The organism is Brevibacillus sp. YAE8 (assembly GCF_057543335.1).
In genome coordinates, this window is the sequence record NZ_BAAIYG010000014.1 from 62,336 (window position 1) to 78,236 (window position 15,901).

The following is a 15,901-nucleotide window of genomic DNA, read 5'->3' on the forward strand; positions in this document are numbered from 1 at the left end:
GGCCGCAAAAGAAAAACGCCTGAACAGCCGAAAAAATCGCTTCCGGTCTGACTCAAGCGCCTTTGCTTTGCTTGCTATCTACTTGTTTCGTTTCCCGCATTTGTTTATCGGTCAGGAAAATCAGCCTTGGGAAAACAGCGTTTCCTCGCCGGCGAGAATTTCCTCGGCGAGCTTCACAAGCGGCATGCGCCGTTGCATGCTTACTTGCTGCATCCATTTGTAAGCGGCCTCTTCCTCCAGGGAGAGTGCGCTCATCAGTTTGCCTTTGGCCTTTTCCACGCATTTTCGATCCTCGATCTTCTGTTTCAGATCGCTAATATCTTTCTTCAACGACACGACTTTTTCCTTTTGGCTGAGCGCGATCTCCACAGCCGGAATCAGGTCATCCTCGGATACGGGCTTTACCAGATAAGCCGTCACTCCGGCTTTCCGCGCATCGATCACCAGTTCCTTCTGGCTGTACGCGGTCAAAAGAAGGATGGAGCAGTCCGAAAAGGAGCGGATAATCCCGCTTGCCTTGATGCCATTAAGGCCAGGCATTTTCACATCCATGATAATGAGGTCGGGTTTGTGACGATGAGCGAGTTCGACCGCCTCTTCCCCGTTTTTCGCCTCGGCCACAACCTGATAGCCTTCGTTTTCCAGCATCTCGCGCAAATCCATGCGAATGATCGGCTCGTCGTCAACCACCATAATCTTCGGCTGTGTCATCTTCATCCTCCTTCTGGATCGGATAGAGAATGGTAACTTCCGTTCCGTTGCCTGTGTTACGGAAATGCATCGTTCCCTCCAGGTCTTCCTTGACGAGCGTGTCGACGATTTTCAAGCCAAGGTGACCTTTTTTGAGAATATGCTCCATGTCCTCAATGCCCACCCCGTCATCCGTGACAGACAGGCTGACGAAATCCTCCTTCGAGACGAGCGCAATGGAGATTCGCCCTTCATGAAGCTCGCGAAATCCGTGGATCATGCAGTTTTGAATCAGCTCCGTGACGATTAGGGCAAAGGATGTCGCCTTGTTGGACGGCAGGTACACGGATTCTCCCGTCACGACGACGTGTATAGCTTGCTCTGAACGTCTCATGGAAGAGACGATTATTTTCGATATTTTGGTTAAAATCTCTTTGAAGTCGATCTGCTCCAGACCGTCCTGCGCCAAATATTCGTGAATAATGGCGATGCTGTTGATCCGGTTGATGCTTTCCCGGTAGACTTTCTCGATCTCGTTCGACTGCGAACGCCGCATTTGCAGGCGCAGCAGGCTTGCGATCGTTTGCAAATTGTTTTTCACGCGATGGTGAATCTCTTTGATGACAGCCGACTTAATCATCAACTGCTTTTCTTTTTCGCGGATGTCCGAAATGTCCCGGAGCAAGATGATGCCTCCGATGATGTCGAGCTTGCGCACGGACGAAACCGCTTTCATCATGATAAAATGCTTTCCTTTTGACAACTCATCCTGAATGTAGCCCCCGTGACGCACGAAGTTTTCCGGGGAAACTCGCCAGGAAAAAATGCGTTCGATGCTCACTCCCTTGTCCGGTCTCTCAAAGCCGATCAAGGAGAGCAGCTTGTGGGCGCGCCCGTTGGCGTAGGTGATGATCCCACTCTGGTCAAACAAAATCATGCCTTCATGCAAAAGTGAAGAAATCGGCATATCAGGCACTGCGAACTGAATCAGCGTCTCGCTCAGATGTTCGGTCGTTTCCTTGAGCATCTCGACATTTTTTTCTTGTTCGACCTGCTTGGAAATATCCTGCTCGGTAATCAGCGTCCCGATCGTTTTGCCCTCGGCGTTTGTAATCGGCACGACGCTTTGACGCATGACGACCTGCTCCTGCGAGACACCTCTCGACCCGATCACCGGCTTTCCTGTAGTCAGGCAGTACATGACTGCAGGCTCGTTGATCGCGGTTGCCAGATGCCCCACGACGGAGCCGCTGTACATGGATCGCGCGGTGCTAGGCTTGGCCTGCGCGACCACCAAAGCAGCACTTCGGTCTACTGTCGGGCAGTCGATGAACATGTCTGCCTGCGACAGATCGGCAAAAATCTGCAATTTGGAAGCGAGGTCCTCCACGATCTGGATGTCGTCCTCACTCAATATCGTAGACGCTTTGCACAGTTCCCGTATGGATTGCATGCGAACCTCTTTTCACCTGCTAGGAGTTGATATTGCCTTCATTTTCTCACAGACTCGCTACGGCGGAAAGAGGCTTATTCGCTTACCATTTCTTGCAAATACGCGCGCAATTCCGGCACTCCCTCACTGGTGTAGGAGGACGTCCGAAAAATTCGCGCGTCGCCCAGCGACTGGCGCAAAAAGCCTTCCGCTCGTTGCACATCGGCAGCGGGGTGATCTACCTTGGTGATGACTCCTACGCACGCCTGGGGAAAGCCGTGCGCGAAGCCCGGGGGAAAGTAGTTGCGCTCGCGTGTGGCATCCTGGACCATCACCACGATGGTCGCCTCCAGCGCGGTTGCCATCAGGGTGCGGTAAAACATCGGATTTTCGCTGTACTCGCCCGGCGTGTCGATCACCCAGTCCCGATATTCCAGCGCTTGCGTCTTCCTGGCCGGCTGTTCATCGTTGAACAGCGCTTTGACCAGAGAAGACTTGCCCGCTTCGATGGCCCCGATAATCATGACACGGCCTGTCATGATTTCGTCACCAATGCCGGTGTGAACCGCAGTTTTTCGCTCAGCACCTGATTGACCGCGTCCACTGCCATCTCTACAGCAGAGACATCCCCCACGACAATCAGTGAACCTGTGAAACGATCGAGAAACCCAAGCTCGACACCTGCTGCCTTCGTTGCGATGTCGGCAGCAATAATGGCCGTTTCCGTCGGCGTCAGGGTCAGAATGCCGATCGCTCCGGCCTCCTTGATCCCCAGCTTGGTATAGAGCATAGGGTCAGGGTTTGCGATCACATGAGCCAACGTGACCTGTTTCCCTGGGACAAATTCCTGTATGACCCGTGAACGTTCCTGTTCCATCGCTATCCCTCTCCTCCTGCGGCACCCGGCACCTCAAACGAATCGACGATGCCCACGATGATCGCATCGATCGGCACGCTGTTGCCAGTAAAAAGGATACGGGCAGGCGTCCCGCGCGAGACGATGACCTGCTCGCCGATCCCTGCCCCGATCCGGTCTGCTGCGATGACGGTTTGCCCGCTCTCTTCGCCGCGCCAGTCAATGGGCTGGACAACCATCAGCTTGAGATTTTCCATGCCGGTTTCCTTTTGGGTTGCCCAAACGCTGCCGATCACTTTTCCCAAAAACATGCGATCACCCTTTTCCTAAATAGCTGACCGTAATGCCGCGCTCTCTCATGCTGTCGTAAGCCAGCGGAGAGACAATCGCTCCTTTTTTCACATGCAAGGTCGTATCCCGCAACTCCGGCTGGGATTTGATCCAGTCAGCCGTCAGCAGCTTGCCGGAGAACACCGCTTCTGCCTCGTCCAAGGCCGTCAAGGTCGGCTGCTCAGGCTTTGCCTCTGCTTTTTGCAGTTGGGACTTCAGCTTGGAAACGACGCGGTCAGCCAAGCGTTTCTGCTCCACGAACTCCACGCCAAGCTCCTTCATCGCCTCGACATGACGCAGGAACAGCCTGTCGTATGCTGGCGTCAGCGTCAACGTTTGCAGGGTGCGGCGGTCGGCGCGCTTGATGCCCGGCACGTCGGAACCTGCGATGACGAACTTGCCTGTCACCAGTGCGGAGAAGACGATTTCTGCCTTGATCGTGCCTTTCAGGCCGGAGGCGATTCGCGCCGCATTGTCCAGATCAATCTCCGGAATGACGATCCCGGCGTAATCTTTCGGCACTTCCAACGGGGCGGGAGCATACTCATCCGCTGTGAGAATTTTGCCTGCTCCCCCGCATTCGATCTTGTGCATCCCCAGCCAGGAGGAAGTTTCCCCGTCCAGGAAAAGGATGTCGTGGCAAATCCCGTGGTTTTTCAGGTGGATAAAATGATCCTGGAATGCCTCATGTGCCTGGCTGTCGCAAAAGACATACAGGACACGAGGCGCTTCCGGTTTCTTTTCTGCATTCATGGAAAGCAAAATTTCTTTCGTAATCGATGCCACCATTTCTCTGATGTCCATCAAAGCTCTACCTCCGTTAGCCGGAGTAAAACTGGCCGTTTTTGCCGATCACTTTTACCCGGTCGCCCGTTTTCAAATTGGCGGCATTCCCTTCATCCAGATCGACGTGGAAATCGAGCGCGAATTGTGGATGTACGCGAACGACCACATCCGGATAGATGACAGGGCGGTCACTCTGCGTCGCAAGGATCAGCGTGTCGCCGTCCTTCACCTGGAACTGCTCGGCATCCGCAGGCGACATGTGAACGTGCCGCTTGGCTACAATCACACCTTTGTCCAATACGACTGTGCCTTTTGCTGTTACGAGTACCAGACCCGGTGTTCCTTCAATATCTCCAGACATCCGCACAGGGGCATGCACGCCCAGCGTAAATCCGTCCGTGCGGGAGATTTCCACTTGCGTCGCTCCGCGCGCCGGTCCGAGAATGCGCACGCCGTGAATGCTGCCTTTTGGCCCGACGATGGTCACCGTCTCCTGGCAAGCGAACTGGCCAGGCTGCGACAGATCGCGCATCGGCGTCAATTGGTGTCCTGCGCCAAACAGCTTCTCTACATCGGCTGGCGACAAATGAACGTGGCGATTGGAAACGCCAAGGGGAATTTCCTGTACGGCCCCGGCAGTTTGATTGGTGGAAGGTTGCTGCTGTTGTTCTTCAAAAGATTTCACTTGAATCCCTCTTCCTTTCAAGAAATCTGCCGCTGCTGGTGTGATTTTATCCCCTTTCTCCAGGAGAAAGGGGTTTGGGATGCCTGTCTTATGCATGGCTCGCAAAGATGCTTCTGTAATAACTGCCATAGGGGATTACCCTTCGAGCTTAGGCAGGATCAGTTCAATGTCTCCGTGCGGGCGTGGGATGACGTGTACAGATACGAGCTCGCCTACTTTTTCGGCAGCAGCGGCGCCTGCGTCCGTGGAAGCTTTTACTGCACCTACGTCACCACGTACCATGACTGTTACGAGACCGCCACCTACGTGTACTTTGCCAATCAGTTTTACGTTCGCTGCTTTTACCATTGCATCAGCAGCTTCAACTGCTCCTACCAGACCTTTTGTTTCTACCATTCCCAATGCGGACATTTCTCCAGCCATTTTTTTATTCCTCCTTAATTATATGGACAAATTTTTACTAATTTACGACGTCATTTCTGTTAAAACCGATTTAATAATGTTTTTGATCTCTTCGCGGCTCAAGCCGACGTTCAGCGAAGAGACTGCTTGCAGCACGGCTTCCTCTGCCTTTGTCGCTTGTGCAGCTTGCACTGGCGCAGACTCAGGCATTTCTCTTACGCCGAAAGCGACGCGCTTGATGTTGAAAAGATGCTTGGGACCGATGTTGTCGGATGTGATGTTGTTCCCGAAAGAACCGCATCCGAGCGTAAAGGACGGCTGCACGCCAGTCGTGGCCCCGATGCCCCCGAAGGTGGTTCCGGTATTGACCGGGATGCGGGAAGCCGGCATCGCCTGGCCGTAAGATGCGATGATGTTTTCATCCTGTGCGTGAATCCCTGCGGTGTGGCCCAAGCCGCCGTGCGTGAGCAGCTCGCGGCAACGGGCAAACGCCTCGTTGTCTCCTTGAACGGTGTAGAGAGCGAGAATCGGCGCCAGCTTTTCCACGGACAGCGGATACTCTTTGCCTACGCCAGTCTCTTCCGCCACCAGCACGCGCGTTTCGGCCGGAATCGAGATGCCTGCCATTTGCGCGATGACGTGCGGGGAGCGGCCGACGATTTTGGCGTTGAGCGAGCCGTTCACCATGATGATGGCGGCTACTTTTGCCTTCTCGTTCTCGTCCAGGAAGTACGCTCCTTCGCGCTTCAAAGCGGCAATCATCTGATGCTTGACCGCTTCCTCGACCACCAGTGCCTGCTCCGAGGCGCAGATGGTGCCGTAGTCAAAGGTCTTGCTCTGCACAATGCGCTTGGCAGCGGCAGCGAGGTCAGCGCTGTGGTGGATGTAGACCGGAACGTTTCCGGGTCCGACACCGTAAGCAGGCTTTCCGGAGCTGTACGCAGCCCGCACCATTGGCGTACCACCTGTTGCGAGAATCACGTTGGTCAGCTTGTGCTTCATCAGCTCGTTTGTAGCCGGGAGCGTCGGCTTGCTAACGCAATGGATCAAGCCTTCCGGCGCTCCAGCCTGCACAGCGGCCTGTGCCATCAGCCGCGCTGCTTCCAGCGTGCATTTGGCTGCCGACGGGTGCGGGCTGAAGACAATCGCGTTGCGCGCCTTGAGCGCGATCATCGACTTGAAAATAACGGTCGATGTCGGGTTGGTCGACGGCACGATACCAGCCACGATCCCGACCGGCTGCGCCACTTCCCACACCTTGTTCTCTTCGTCCTTGCGAATGATGCCTACGGTCTTCACATCTTTGATAGAAGCATACACATCCTGGGAAGCGAACAAGTTTTTCATCCGTTTGTCCGGAACGTTTCCGAAGCCAGTCTCTTCAACCGCCAGAGCGGCCAATCGCTCGGCATTCTCTACGCCAGCCTTGGACATGGCAGCGATGATCCGGTCGATCTGCTCCTGGGTGTAGGTAGCAAGCTTCGCCTGCGCTTCCTTCGCTTGGGCGAGGTACGTGCGCACTTCCTGAATGGAATACAAATCAGCGTCCAGTGTCATTAGGCTTTGTCACCTCCGCCTTGCTGCTTTTCTTCAATCAGGCGAATCAGGTCTTCTTTCTTCGCCGTATTGATGTCATTGGTCGAAAGCGGGAAGTCCGCAATCGAGCGGGCCAGCTTGCGCAAGTCGTTGATCGATTGCTCCGCCAGCGTCGGCTCTGCCTTTGCCTGTGCAGGCTGTGGCTTGGCTTCTTCCTTCGCTTCCGAACGCATCAGATTTTTAATCATTTTGGGAACATTCTCATCAGGACGCGGGATGACGTGGGAGTGCAGCAACCGTCCGACGCGTCTTGCTGCGTCAGCGCCAGCGTCTACAGCCGCCTGAACCGAAGAAACATCTCCGATTACGTACACGGTCACAATCCCTGCATCCGCGCCTTCATAAGTAACGACCTTGACGTCTGCCGCTTTGGCAGCAGCATCGGCGGCCGCGATGAGCGCGGGCAAGCCCAGCGTCTCAATCATGCCCAGTGAGTATGCATGAGCGCGCATTTACATTTCCTCCCCTTCAAGAGGGAAAATCCCTTTTATCGTTTGACTGGCTGTCGGGCGACGCTTCTTACTGCGTCGGCAAAGGCAGCGGCTGCTGCGGTGCATGCCGATTGGCTTCCTGTAAGCAGCGCTCCCCCGAAGTTGGTTTCCGTGGGCGGGCCAAAAAACTGCACCATCTGTACATCTGCTGCCTTGAGAGCGGCATCTATCCCGTACATGGCCTCAAGCGGCGGAGCGATCAGATAGGCGAGCGGCTCCCCTTCCCTGATGCCGGCAAGCCCAGACAAGTAGCTGCCCGTCCGCGACACGACATGTGCGTAATACGCATGCGTCCCCTCTTCATTCAACGAGTAAAAGCATGCTCCGCTTTCCATGAAGGCAACGGCTGCATCAATACCGCTCTGTACCTCTGATGGCGTCGCTCCCCCGATGATCCCGATGAACTCGCCGGACAACGGACCGGAAGCGTGCCCAGAGCCTGCGTAAAACGACTTGGCGTAAATCACTTCGACTGCTGCCTTTTTCGTCGCTTCATCAATGGCTGTATAGCCCACATCGTCAATGGTGGATGTCAGCATCCCCACACTGCGGATATGGGAAGGCAGGTTCAGCTTCTCCGCAAATTGTGGATCGACGTTGGGAATCATTCGGATCGCAAGCGGCGTCGCTCGAATTGGTTTTTCCATGCGTGTCACACTCCTTTCAGACAACTTCCCTTTTCAAAACGCAAAAAAAGGTGCCTAAACACGAAAGAACAAGACTCGTGTTCAAGGGCACCTTTGCCTTTTGTCTATTCACTTGTTCGGATAAGATTCACGCCAATTCTGCGATCTTATTCCTGCTTCTAATGTATGACAAGGCAAGAAAAAATGCAAGCGTTTTCGGTATTCCACGACTTTTCCATATTCCGGTCATTTGACGGACACACGGCCTGGCTATCTTGGTTGTGTAGCCGGGACGGGCAAGCCCGCAAGCTGGCACAAACAAAAAACAAACCGAAACCCCAAGGAGGAATTTTTCATGAAAAAGAAACTCGCAATGTCCGTAATCGCTCTGGCCGTATCCGCAATGGCAGGCTCTGCATTTGCCGCAGATGAATCCACAGTGCAAAAAGCTGTCGCGACTTTCCCTGCCAAAACCGTTACCGTCCAAAACGACGGCATACAAGTGCCAATGCAGCCGGTCATTAATCTGGAGCAGATGGCAAAGGAAAAAGGCATCTCCGTGGACGAACTGCTCAAGCAGCTTGAAAAAGAAGGCAAGTTTATGAAAGCGGCGCTGACACTCGCAGTTCCCGCGACAGAGGCGGACTCTGACAAAGCGCCTGTAGCCGTAAAAATGGTGAAGCTGGCGGACGCTACCGCAAACAGCGCGGCGTTGCCGGCGATCAGCCTGGAAGAAAATCTCGCTCTCGCCAGCACTGCGGTCACCTTGCCTGCCCCTGTCCAGCCCGCCGACATCCGCCAAGAAACGCGCGAGATCATCACGCTGAAAGACGCCACATGGCTGCGGGTCGGGGTGCCGTACTACTAGCAAAACACAGTGGCGGGAACGTATTACGTCAGCACCCGCCTCAACAACGATCTGGTGCATACGTACATCACAATCATGGTTTCGATCGGGATCATTACGCTTTGCGGCTGGGCGATTGGTCTACGTCCTGTCGCGTTCGCTTACGCAGCCGCTTCGCCAATTGGCGCTGGCAGCGGAGCAAATCTCTTCCGGCAACTACGAGCCAGCCCTGCCCGACTCCACCCGGGTCAAAGAAGCCGAGATCAGCCAGCTCGTCTCCCCGTTCGCTGACATGGCCAAGCGGCTGGGGCAGTTGGAGCGGATGCGCACAGACTTGCTGGCCGGAGTCTCCCACGAGCTGCGCACCCCGGTGACGTCGATTCGCGGGATGATACAGGCTGTAAAGGACGGGGTCGTCAAAGGCCCCGATGCCGACGAGTTCATGCAGATCAGCATGGATGAAGCAAAGCGGCTGCAGACGATGGTTAACGACCTGCTCGACTTTTCCTCGATGGAGGCAGGCGCTGTCTACGCGGAAAAGCAGGAAATCAAGCTCGCCAGCTTGCTGGAGCAGGTCGTCGCGCAAGTCGGCACCTTGCCTGCCTTTGCCGAAACCGCCATCGAAATCACGCTGCCCCAGCCGGAAATCGTCTGAATCGGAGACAGCGCGCATTTCAAACAAATTTTGCTGAATTTGCTCAACAACAGCGTGGCCGCAGCAGCGACGCGCATCGAAGTGGTCGCCCGGCAAACCGACAAGCTCATCCTCGACATCATCGACAACGGCAAAGGCATTCCCGCTGAAGAAGCCCCGTTCATTTTCGAGCGGTACTACCGGGGGGACAGCAAGCGGAAGAAAAAGCACGGCCTCGGGCTTGGCCTGACGATTTGCCGCCTGCTCGCCAGGGCGCATGGCGGCGAGGTAGAGCTGGTGCAGAGCAGTCCGGCGGGCACTACCTTCCGCCTGACGCTCGCCACGCCCCCTGCCGGGAAAGCATGACCGCAGGCAACAAGGCAGCAAGCAAAAACAAACCGCCAGGCGCGTTACTCGCATCTTGGCATGACCGAGAATGCCCACCTCCCAAAAATGCGGCGCGTCTGGCAGACTGCGCCGCTTGCCTGCTTTAGACGCGTTTCAGACGTGCGATCCCTCCGGCACGTGCGAGCGAATCAGATCCATGAAAATCTCCAACGCTCTCGTCTGGAACTCGTTCGATTTCGTCACCAGCGAAAAATCCCGCGTCACGGGCGTGCCCGCTACTTTCAAGGTACAGAGCGTCCCCAACTGGCGCTCTTTGCGGATCGCCCAATAGGACAAGAGACTGATCCCGAGGCCCGCTTCTACCGATTCCTTAATCACCTGTGTGCTGCCGAACTCCATTCGCTTCTGCGGCTGGAATTTGAGCTGGCGAAACATCTTTTCCGCCGCCTCCCGCGTCCCGGAGCCTTCCTCCCGCACAATCCACGTCTCCTGCATCAGCTCGCTGACCGCAACCTTCTCCTTGCCTGCCAGCCGATGCTGCGGGGAGACGATCACGTACATGCGATCGTCGGCAAACGGCTCGATGCACATTTTTTCGTTCACGTACTCCCCCTCCACGATCCCGACATCCAGTTGCCGGGTCGCTACCAGGTCAGCGATGACGGTCGAATTGTGAATCGTGATCGTCGGCGTAATCAAAGGGTAGTCTTTGCGCAGCCTCGCGATCACGTGAGGCAGGACATACTCTCCATACGTGTAGCTGGCGCCAATCGTCAAATGCCCACTCGGCGTGTTCATCAAGTCGTCGACCAGGCTCTGCATGCGCGTGTACAGCCCTAAAATTTCCCGGGCATGATGGTAAACGATCTCCCCCGCCTTGTTCAACCTGACGTACTTGTTGCTGCGCTCCAGCAACTTCGTCCCGATCGCCCGCTCCAGCGAGAGAATGTACTGGCTGACGGCTGGCTGTGTCATGTGCAATTCTTCGGCGGCCCGCGAAAAGTTTTGCCTGTCTGCGACCGTGACAAATACGCGCAGTTGCTGATCCATGCAGCATCCCCCTCTTCTTTTTCCAACAACTATACGCTTTTACTTATCATCATCATAGCAATGATTTATTTTTCTTATTGTTATAGTTGTTTTATGCTTTGGTTGTCAAATCTGTTCGAGGAGTGATCGCAATGGCCTCCCCGCTGCATGAAAGCGCGCCATTGAACGACAACGACCAGGCATCTGTCAAAGCTGAAAGCAAGCCTCACAACATACCTGCCCCTGTTTCCTTCTGGCTCGGCGGTGTCGCCTTCACCTTTGTCATCGCGCTACTGGGTTACGGCTTAGCTTACATTCCCGGCTTTGACCGGGTCGGACCGTTGGCCTGTGCCATCCTGATCGCCGTGGCCTATCGCCAGTTTTGGGGATATCCGGAGCCGCTGCGGTCAGGGATTCAATTTTCCGCCAAGCGTTTGCTGCGGCTCGCCATCATTTTGTACGGACTGAAGCTGAATATGGGCGTCGTTTTGCATCAAGGACTTGGACTGCTTGTCTACGACGCAGGAGTCATCGTTTTTTCCATCGCGTTCACCATGCTGATCGCCAAATGGCTGAAAGCCGACACCTCGCTCTCGCTCATGCTCGGCGTAGGAACCGGAGTCTGCGGAGCAGCGGCCATCGCTGCCGTCTCGCCGATCATCCAGGCCAAAGACGAAGATACCGCCATTGGCGTAGGCATCATCGCGCTCGTCGGAACCGTTTTCGCAATCGCCTACACCGTCCTGCGCCCTTTTCTGCCTATGACTGCCGTCGATTACGGGATGTGGTCGGGCATCAGCCTGCATGAAATCGCCCACGTCGCACTCGCGGCCGCGCCTGCCGGGCAGGACGGCCTGGCAATGGGACTGTTGGCCAAGTTGGGACGCGTGCTCCTGCTGGTCCCGCTCTGTTTTCTCTTGATGTTCTGGATGAAGCGCAGCGGGAAAAGGCAAGGCGCAGCCAAAATCGAGTTTCCCTGGTTTTTGATCGGCTTTCTGGTCATGAGCCTGTTCGGAAGCTACGTGCTCGGCAAGCACATTCCTGTCTCCGCCGCCTTCAACGCCGGAGTGGCCCAATTGACCACCTTCGTGCTGACCATGGCGATGGTCGGTCTCGGACTGAACGTCAACCTGCGTGCCCTGCGCTCAAAAGCGGCAAAGCCGCTGATCGCCATGTCCATTACCTCGATCCTGTTATCCGCGCTGTCCTACATGCTGATCTAGCCTGTGGAGAACCCATCATCGCCTGGTGCGCAGCCAGGCGTTTTTTTGTGGATAAGGACAAAGCTTATCCCCATATGTTGATAACAGTGTGAACATCTCACCTGGAGGCGTCCATATGTTGAGTCGCTTTTTTCAAACCCGTCCGAACATCCTGTTGATAATTGTCGATCAGGAGCGCTATCCGCCCGCTTACGAGGAAGCCTCTGTGCGGGCTTGGCGCGATGCAGAGCTTCCCGCTCATTCTTTTTTGCGCAGCCACGGCCTGGAGTTCAAGCGCCACTACGCAGGCGCGACAGCCTGCTGTCCCAGCAGGGCCACGCTGTTTACCGGGCAGTACCCGTCCCTGCACGGCGTCACCCAGACGAGCGGCGCCGCCAAAAGCTCCCCTGACAGCGACATGTTTTGGCTCGATCCAAACACCGTGCCTACCATGGGCGACTACTTCCGCGCTCTCGGCTACCGCACGTATTACAAAGGCAAATGGCACATATCCGATCGCGATATTTGGGTACCGGGCACGCATCTGCCCATCCTGAGCTACGATTCCGGCACAGGCATGCCCGACCCGGAAAAGGAGCGCCTGTACTGGCGCGCCAATCGGTTAAACGACTACGGCTTTTCCGGCTGGATCGGCCCTGAGCCGCACGGCAGAGCCCCGCACAATTCAGGCTCGTCAGCCGCCATCGGCGTAAACGGCCGGGACGTGGTGTACGGCAGCGAGGTTGTCAGCCTGCTCGGTTGGCTCGATCAGGAAAAAAGTCGGCTCACACGCCCGGAGACGTACCAGCCGTGGCTCATCGTCGCTTCTTTTGTCAATCCACACGATATCGCCCTCTATGGGGATATCTCGGCACAAGTTCCGCTTTTTCGCTTTGAAGTAGAGCCATCCGTGCCCGCAATCGCTCCGCCTCCGACCCGGCACGAATCGCTTGAGACGAAGCCGCGCTGCCAGGCGAGCTATCGCGAGGTTTATCCACAAGCGTTCCAGCCGATCTCAGACGAGCCTTTTTACCGCCGCTTGTATTACCAGTTGCAAAAAAATGCCGATCAACAGATCATGCGCGTGCTGCAAGCATTGACGGCAACGTCCTTTTACCCGGAAACATTGATTTTGTTCACATCCGACCACGGCGAACTGCTGGGGGCACACGGCGGGCTCCATCAAAAATGGTATTGCGCCTACGAGGAAGCGATTCACCTCCCGCTCATCATCCACAATCCGCTGCTTTTTCCACAGCCTCTGTCTACCGAAATGCTGACCAGCCATGTGGATATCCTCCCGACCCTGCTCGGCTGTGCCCATGCGGATGTGGCGGCCATTTCCGCAGAATTGCAGTTGACTCACAGCGAAGTCCGCCCGCTTGCGGGAAAAGATTTCTCTGCGCTGATTCTCGGCAACGGCGAAACAGACGCAAGCGATACCGGGCCGCTATACTTCATGTCGGAGGATGATGTGACAAAAGGACAGCACCAGATCAGCCTGTTCGGCCAGCCCTATCACTCCGTCATCGAGCCGAACCGGATCGAAACCGTCATAGCCTGCCTGCCGTCTGCTGGACATGGACACCGGGAGTTGTGGAAATACTCTCGTTACTTCGCGGTGCCCCCATCACCTGCCGAGTCTTCCCCGGCCATCGAACCCGAATACGAATTGTACAATCTCAGCACAGATCCATCTGAAATGCGCAATCTCGCCGCACCTGCCTATGCCAATCCTTCCGCAGAGCCTGTGCGCCGCCAGATGGAGCGGATGCTGGTCGAACAGCGAGAGCAGAAGCGGCTCACGCCTCGACGCGAGTCACGGCAGCAAGGCAACGGAGCGCACTCTTGAAGAAAGCAAGCTTGCTCTCACGAAGCGCTTTGCTTTGTGTCAAAAGAAAAACCCCCTGTCAGAAAGGGGGTTTTTCCGGAATTTATCCTTCTTGCGACAGCAGCACTTTTTCCAGCGCCGCAATCGCTTCGTTCTCGTCTACGCCATCGGCAATCAGGGTAATTTCCTCCCCTTTGGCGATCGCCGAAGCCATGATGCCCATGATGCTCTTTCCGTTGACCGTCTTTTCCTGTTTGACGATCTTGATCTCGCTGGAAAAGGACGTGGCCATCTTCACAAAATTAGCTGCCGGTCTCGCATGCAAGCCGTGCGGCAATTGGACTACAATTTTCTTCTCCACCATCCTGTTGTGCCTCCTTAGATGTCTTCTTGCAAAATTGTTTCTTTGACAAACGCTTCTACCTGCGCGGATGTGCTCATCTGCAAAATCGCGTCGATATGCTTTGCCATTTCCTCCCGGCTCAACTGGCTAATCTGCTTGCGGGCTGGCAAAATGCTGCTCGCGCTCATGCTGAACTCGTCGAGGCCGAGTCCCAAAAGGATCGGTACGGCAACAGGATCGCCTGCCATTTCTCCGCACATCCCTACCCATTTGCCTTGGCTGTGCCCTGCCTCGATGACGTTGCGCAACAGCCGCAGGACCGCAGGGTGATACGGCTGGTACAGGTAGGCTACCCGTTCGTTCATTCGATCCGCTGCCATCGTATATTGAATCAGGTCGTTGGTTCCGATGCTGAAAAAGTCTACTTCCCGCGCGAATACATCTGCCATCATGGCGGCAGCAGGGATCTCAATCATGATACCCACTTCGATGCGATCGGATACAGCGACTCCGCTGTTTTGCAAGCCCTGCTTCTCTTCTTCCAGGATCGCTTTGGCCGCGCGGAACTCCTCCAGCGTCGCTATCATCGGAAACATGATCTTCAGATTGCCATGCGCGCTCGCCCGCAGCAGGGCGCGCAGTTGCGTGCGGAACAGCTCCTGTCTGTCGAGACACAGCCGGATCGCGCGATAGCCGAGGAACGGATTCATCTCCTCCGGCATGTCCAGATAGGAGAGGTGCTTGTCGCCCCCGATGTCCAGCGTGCGGATGACGACAGGCTTGTCGCCCATGCCCGCGAGCACCTGCTTGTAGGCGAGGTACTGCTCTTCTTCTGTCGGGAAATCATCCCGTCCCATGTATAAAAACTCGGTGCGGAAAAGGCCAACCCCTTCTGCGCCGTTTGCGAGCGCGCCTGCCACATCGGCCGGGCTTCCGATATTGGCCGCCAGCTCCACGTGATGCTGATCTGCCGTAATGGTCGGGTTGTGGACCAGCTTTTCCAGCTCGGCCTTTTGCTCGGCGTACTCCGCCTGCTTCCTCGTATAGAGCGCGATCTCTTCCTCGCTCGGGTCGATGATGACCACGCCTTCATGCCCGTCCAAAATAACGAGTGTAGACGGCTGAACCGCGCTTGTGATCGTCTGCGTCCCGACCACGGCCGGAATCTCCAGGGAACGCGCCATGATCGCGGAGTGCGAAGTGCGTCCGCCAATGTCGGTCACGAAGCCTTTTACATAGCGGCGGTCAAGCTGCGCCGTGTCCGACGGAGTCAAATCCTCCGCCACAATGATGACTTCCTCTGTCAAAGAGCCGGGATGAAAAAAGTTCACTCCAAGCAAATACGCCAGGACACGCTTCGTCACGTCGCGAATGTCGGCTGCCCGCTCGCGCATGTAATCGTTGTCCATCTGTTCGAACAAGCCGATAAACGCCTGCGCGACGTCGTGCAGGGCGCTTTCTGCGTTCGTCATTTCTTGTGTAATCTTGTCTTTTACGGTGTCGACAAGCTCAGGGTCCTCCAAGACAAGCAGGTGGGCTCTGAAAATGTCGGCCTGCTCCGCGCCCATCTCTTTTTCCACGCGCAGCGCAATTTGCTGCAAGTCTGCCTTCGCCCGTTCCAGCGCTTCCTCGAAACGATGAATCTCACTGGCAGCATCTTCTACCGCTACCGTCTTGATTTGCATGTCAGGAGCGGTCAGCAAAAACGCCTTGCCGATGGCTACCCCTGCGGAAGCTTTTACCCCTACGATTTTTTGGGACATTCCTTGCACC

19 protein-coding genes are annotated in these 15,901 nt (G+C 55.8%); 5 read left to right on the plus strand and 14 right to left on the minus strand.

Going from position 1 to position 15,901, the window contains the following annotated elements; all coding sequences use genetic code 11:
- Positions 1-120 precede the first annotated feature (120 nt).
- The 11 genes from AC27IT_RS16655 to eutL all read right to left on the minus strand — a co-directional run bounded on the left by AC27IT_RS16655 (position 121) and on the right by eutL (position 7,915).
- Positions 121-717, minus strand: a complete 597-nt coding sequence (locus AC27IT_RS16655; RefSeq protein ID WP_429777001.1) for an ANTAR domain-containing response regulator — start codon at positions 715-717, stop codon at positions 121-123.
- Positions 683-2,143 (minus strand): sensor histidine kinase, encoded by a 1,461-nt coding sequence (locus AC27IT_RS16660; RefSeq protein ID WP_007777360.1) that lies wholly within the window; start codon positions 2,141-2,143, stop codon positions 683-685. The genes AC27IT_RS16655 and AC27IT_RS16660 overlap by 35 nt, the downstream gene beginning before the upstream one ends.
- Positions 2,144-2,217: 74 nt before the next feature.
- A complete protein-coding gene (locus tag AC27IT_RS16665; protein WP_005827524.1) occupies positions 2,218-2,661 on the minus strand; it encodes a EutP/PduV family microcompartment system protein in 444 nt (147 codons plus the stop codon).
- A complete protein-coding gene (gene eutS / locus AC27IT_RS16670) occupies positions 2,658-2,999 on the minus strand; it encodes an ethanolamine utilization microcompartment protein EutS (protein WP_005827522.1) in 342 nt (113 codons plus the stop codon). Before eutS ends, AC27IT_RS16665 begins: the two co-directional genes overlap by 4 nt.
- A gap of 2 nt (positions 3,000-3,001) precedes the next feature.
- A complete protein-coding gene (locus AC27IT_RS16675; protein ID WP_005827520.1) occupies positions 3,002-3,289 on the minus strand; it encodes a EutN/CcmL family microcompartment protein in 288 nt (95 codons plus the stop codon).
- A gap of 4 nt (positions 3,290-3,293) precedes the next feature.
- Positions 3,294-4,112, minus strand: a complete 819-nt coding sequence (locus AC27IT_RS16680; protein WP_007777362.1) for a hypothetical protein — start codon at positions 4,110-4,112, stop codon at positions 3,294-3,296.
- Positions 4,113-4,128: 16 nt separating this feature from the next.
- Entirely contained in the window at positions 4,129-4,908 is a 780-nt protein-coding gene (pduL, locus tag AC27IT_RS16685; RefSeq protein WP_005827517.1) for a phosphate propanoyltransferase, read from the minus strand.
- A gap of 6 nt (positions 4,909-4,914) precedes the next feature.
- Positions 4,915-5,202 carry an ethanolamine utilization microcompartment protein EutM gene (gene eutM / locus AC27IT_RS16690; protein ID WP_005827515.1) on the minus strand — a complete coding sequence of 96 codons (288 nt, stop codon included), beginning with the start codon at positions 5,200-5,202 and terminating at the stop codon, positions 4,915-4,917.
- A gap of 42 nt (positions 5,203-5,244) precedes the next feature.
- On the minus strand, positions 5,245-6,738 hold the full coding sequence (locus AC27IT_RS16695) for an acetaldehyde dehydrogenase (acetylating) (RefSeq protein WP_007777369.1): 1,494 nt from the start codon (positions 6,736-6,738) through the stop codon (positions 5,245-5,247).
- Complete coding sequence (locus tag AC27IT_RS16700) at positions 6,738-7,229, minus strand: BMC domain-containing protein (RefSeq protein ID WP_005827511.1); 492 nt, start codon at positions 7,227-7,229, stop codon at positions 6,738-6,740. Before AC27IT_RS16700 ends, AC27IT_RS16695 begins: the two co-directional genes overlap by 1 nt.
- A gap of 35 nt (positions 7,230-7,264) precedes the next feature.
- On the minus strand, positions 7,265-7,915 hold the full coding sequence (eutL, locus tag AC27IT_RS16705; protein WP_005827509.1) for an ethanolamine utilization microcompartment protein EutL: 651 nt from the start codon (positions 7,913-7,915) through the stop codon (positions 7,265-7,267).
- Between the two features lie 334 nt (positions 7,916-8,249).
- On the opposite strand from eutL, the gene AC27IT_RS16710 reads away from it, so the two are divergent.
- The 3 genes from AC27IT_RS16710 (at position 8,250) to AC27IT_RS16720 (ending at position 9,741) form a co-directional block, all read left to right on the plus strand.
- Positions 8,250-8,762, plus strand: coding sequence for a hypothetical protein (locus tag AC27IT_RS16710; protein WP_487091925.1), 513 nt, complete (start codon positions 8,250-8,252; stop codon positions 8,760-8,762).
- A gap of 115 nt (positions 8,763-8,877) precedes the next feature.
- Complete coding sequence (locus tag AC27IT_RS16715; protein ID WP_487091926.1) at positions 8,878-9,396, plus strand: HAMP domain-containing sensor histidine kinase; 519 nt, start codon at positions 8,878-8,880, stop codon at positions 9,394-9,396.
- Positions 9,397-9,426: 30 nt separating this feature from the next.
- Positions 9,427-9,741, plus strand: coding sequence for an ATP-binding protein (locus AC27IT_RS16720; RefSeq protein ID WP_242507447.1), 315 nt, complete (start codon positions 9,427-9,429; stop codon positions 9,739-9,741).
- Between the two features lie 135 nt (positions 9,742-9,876).
- Here the strand turns inward: AC27IT_RS16720 and AC27IT_RS16725 are convergent, their stop codons facing one another.
- Positions 9,877-10,773, minus strand: a complete 897-nt coding sequence (locus AC27IT_RS16725; protein ID WP_005827505.1) for a LysR family transcriptional regulator — start codon at positions 10,771-10,773, stop codon at positions 9,877-9,879.
- Positions 10,774-10,904: 131 nt separating this feature from the next.
- Between AC27IT_RS16725 and AC27IT_RS16730 the strand changes: the two genes are divergently transcribed.
- Positions 10,905-11,975: a YeiH family protein gene (locus tag AC27IT_RS16730; protein WP_487091927.1), complete on the plus strand. Its 1,071-nt coding sequence runs from the start codon at positions 10,905-10,907 to the stop codon at positions 11,973-11,975.
- Positions 11,976-12,090: 115 nt separating this feature from the next.
- Entirely contained in the window at positions 12,091-13,806 is a 1,716-nt protein-coding gene (locus AC27IT_RS16735; protein ID WP_487091928.1) for a sulfatase family protein, read from the plus strand.
- Positions 13,807-13,888: 82 nt separating this feature from the next.
- Here the strand turns inward: AC27IT_RS16735 and AC27IT_RS16740 are convergent, their stop codons facing one another.
- Together AC27IT_RS16740 and ptsP are read right to left on the minus strand one after the other, a co-directional pair.
- Positions 13,889-14,149 carry an HPr family phosphocarrier protein gene (locus AC27IT_RS16740; RefSeq protein ID WP_005827500.1) on the minus strand — a complete coding sequence of 87 codons (261 nt, stop codon included), beginning with the start codon at positions 14,147-14,149 and terminating at the stop codon, positions 13,889-13,891.
- Between the two features lie 14 nt (positions 14,150-14,163).
- Positions 14,164-15,891: a phosphoenolpyruvate--protein phosphotransferase gene (gene ptsP / locus AC27IT_RS16745; protein ID WP_007777390.1), complete on the minus strand. Its 1,728-nt coding sequence runs from the start codon at positions 15,889-15,891 to the stop codon at positions 14,164-14,166.
- Positions 15,892-15,901: the final 10 nt, after the last annotated feature.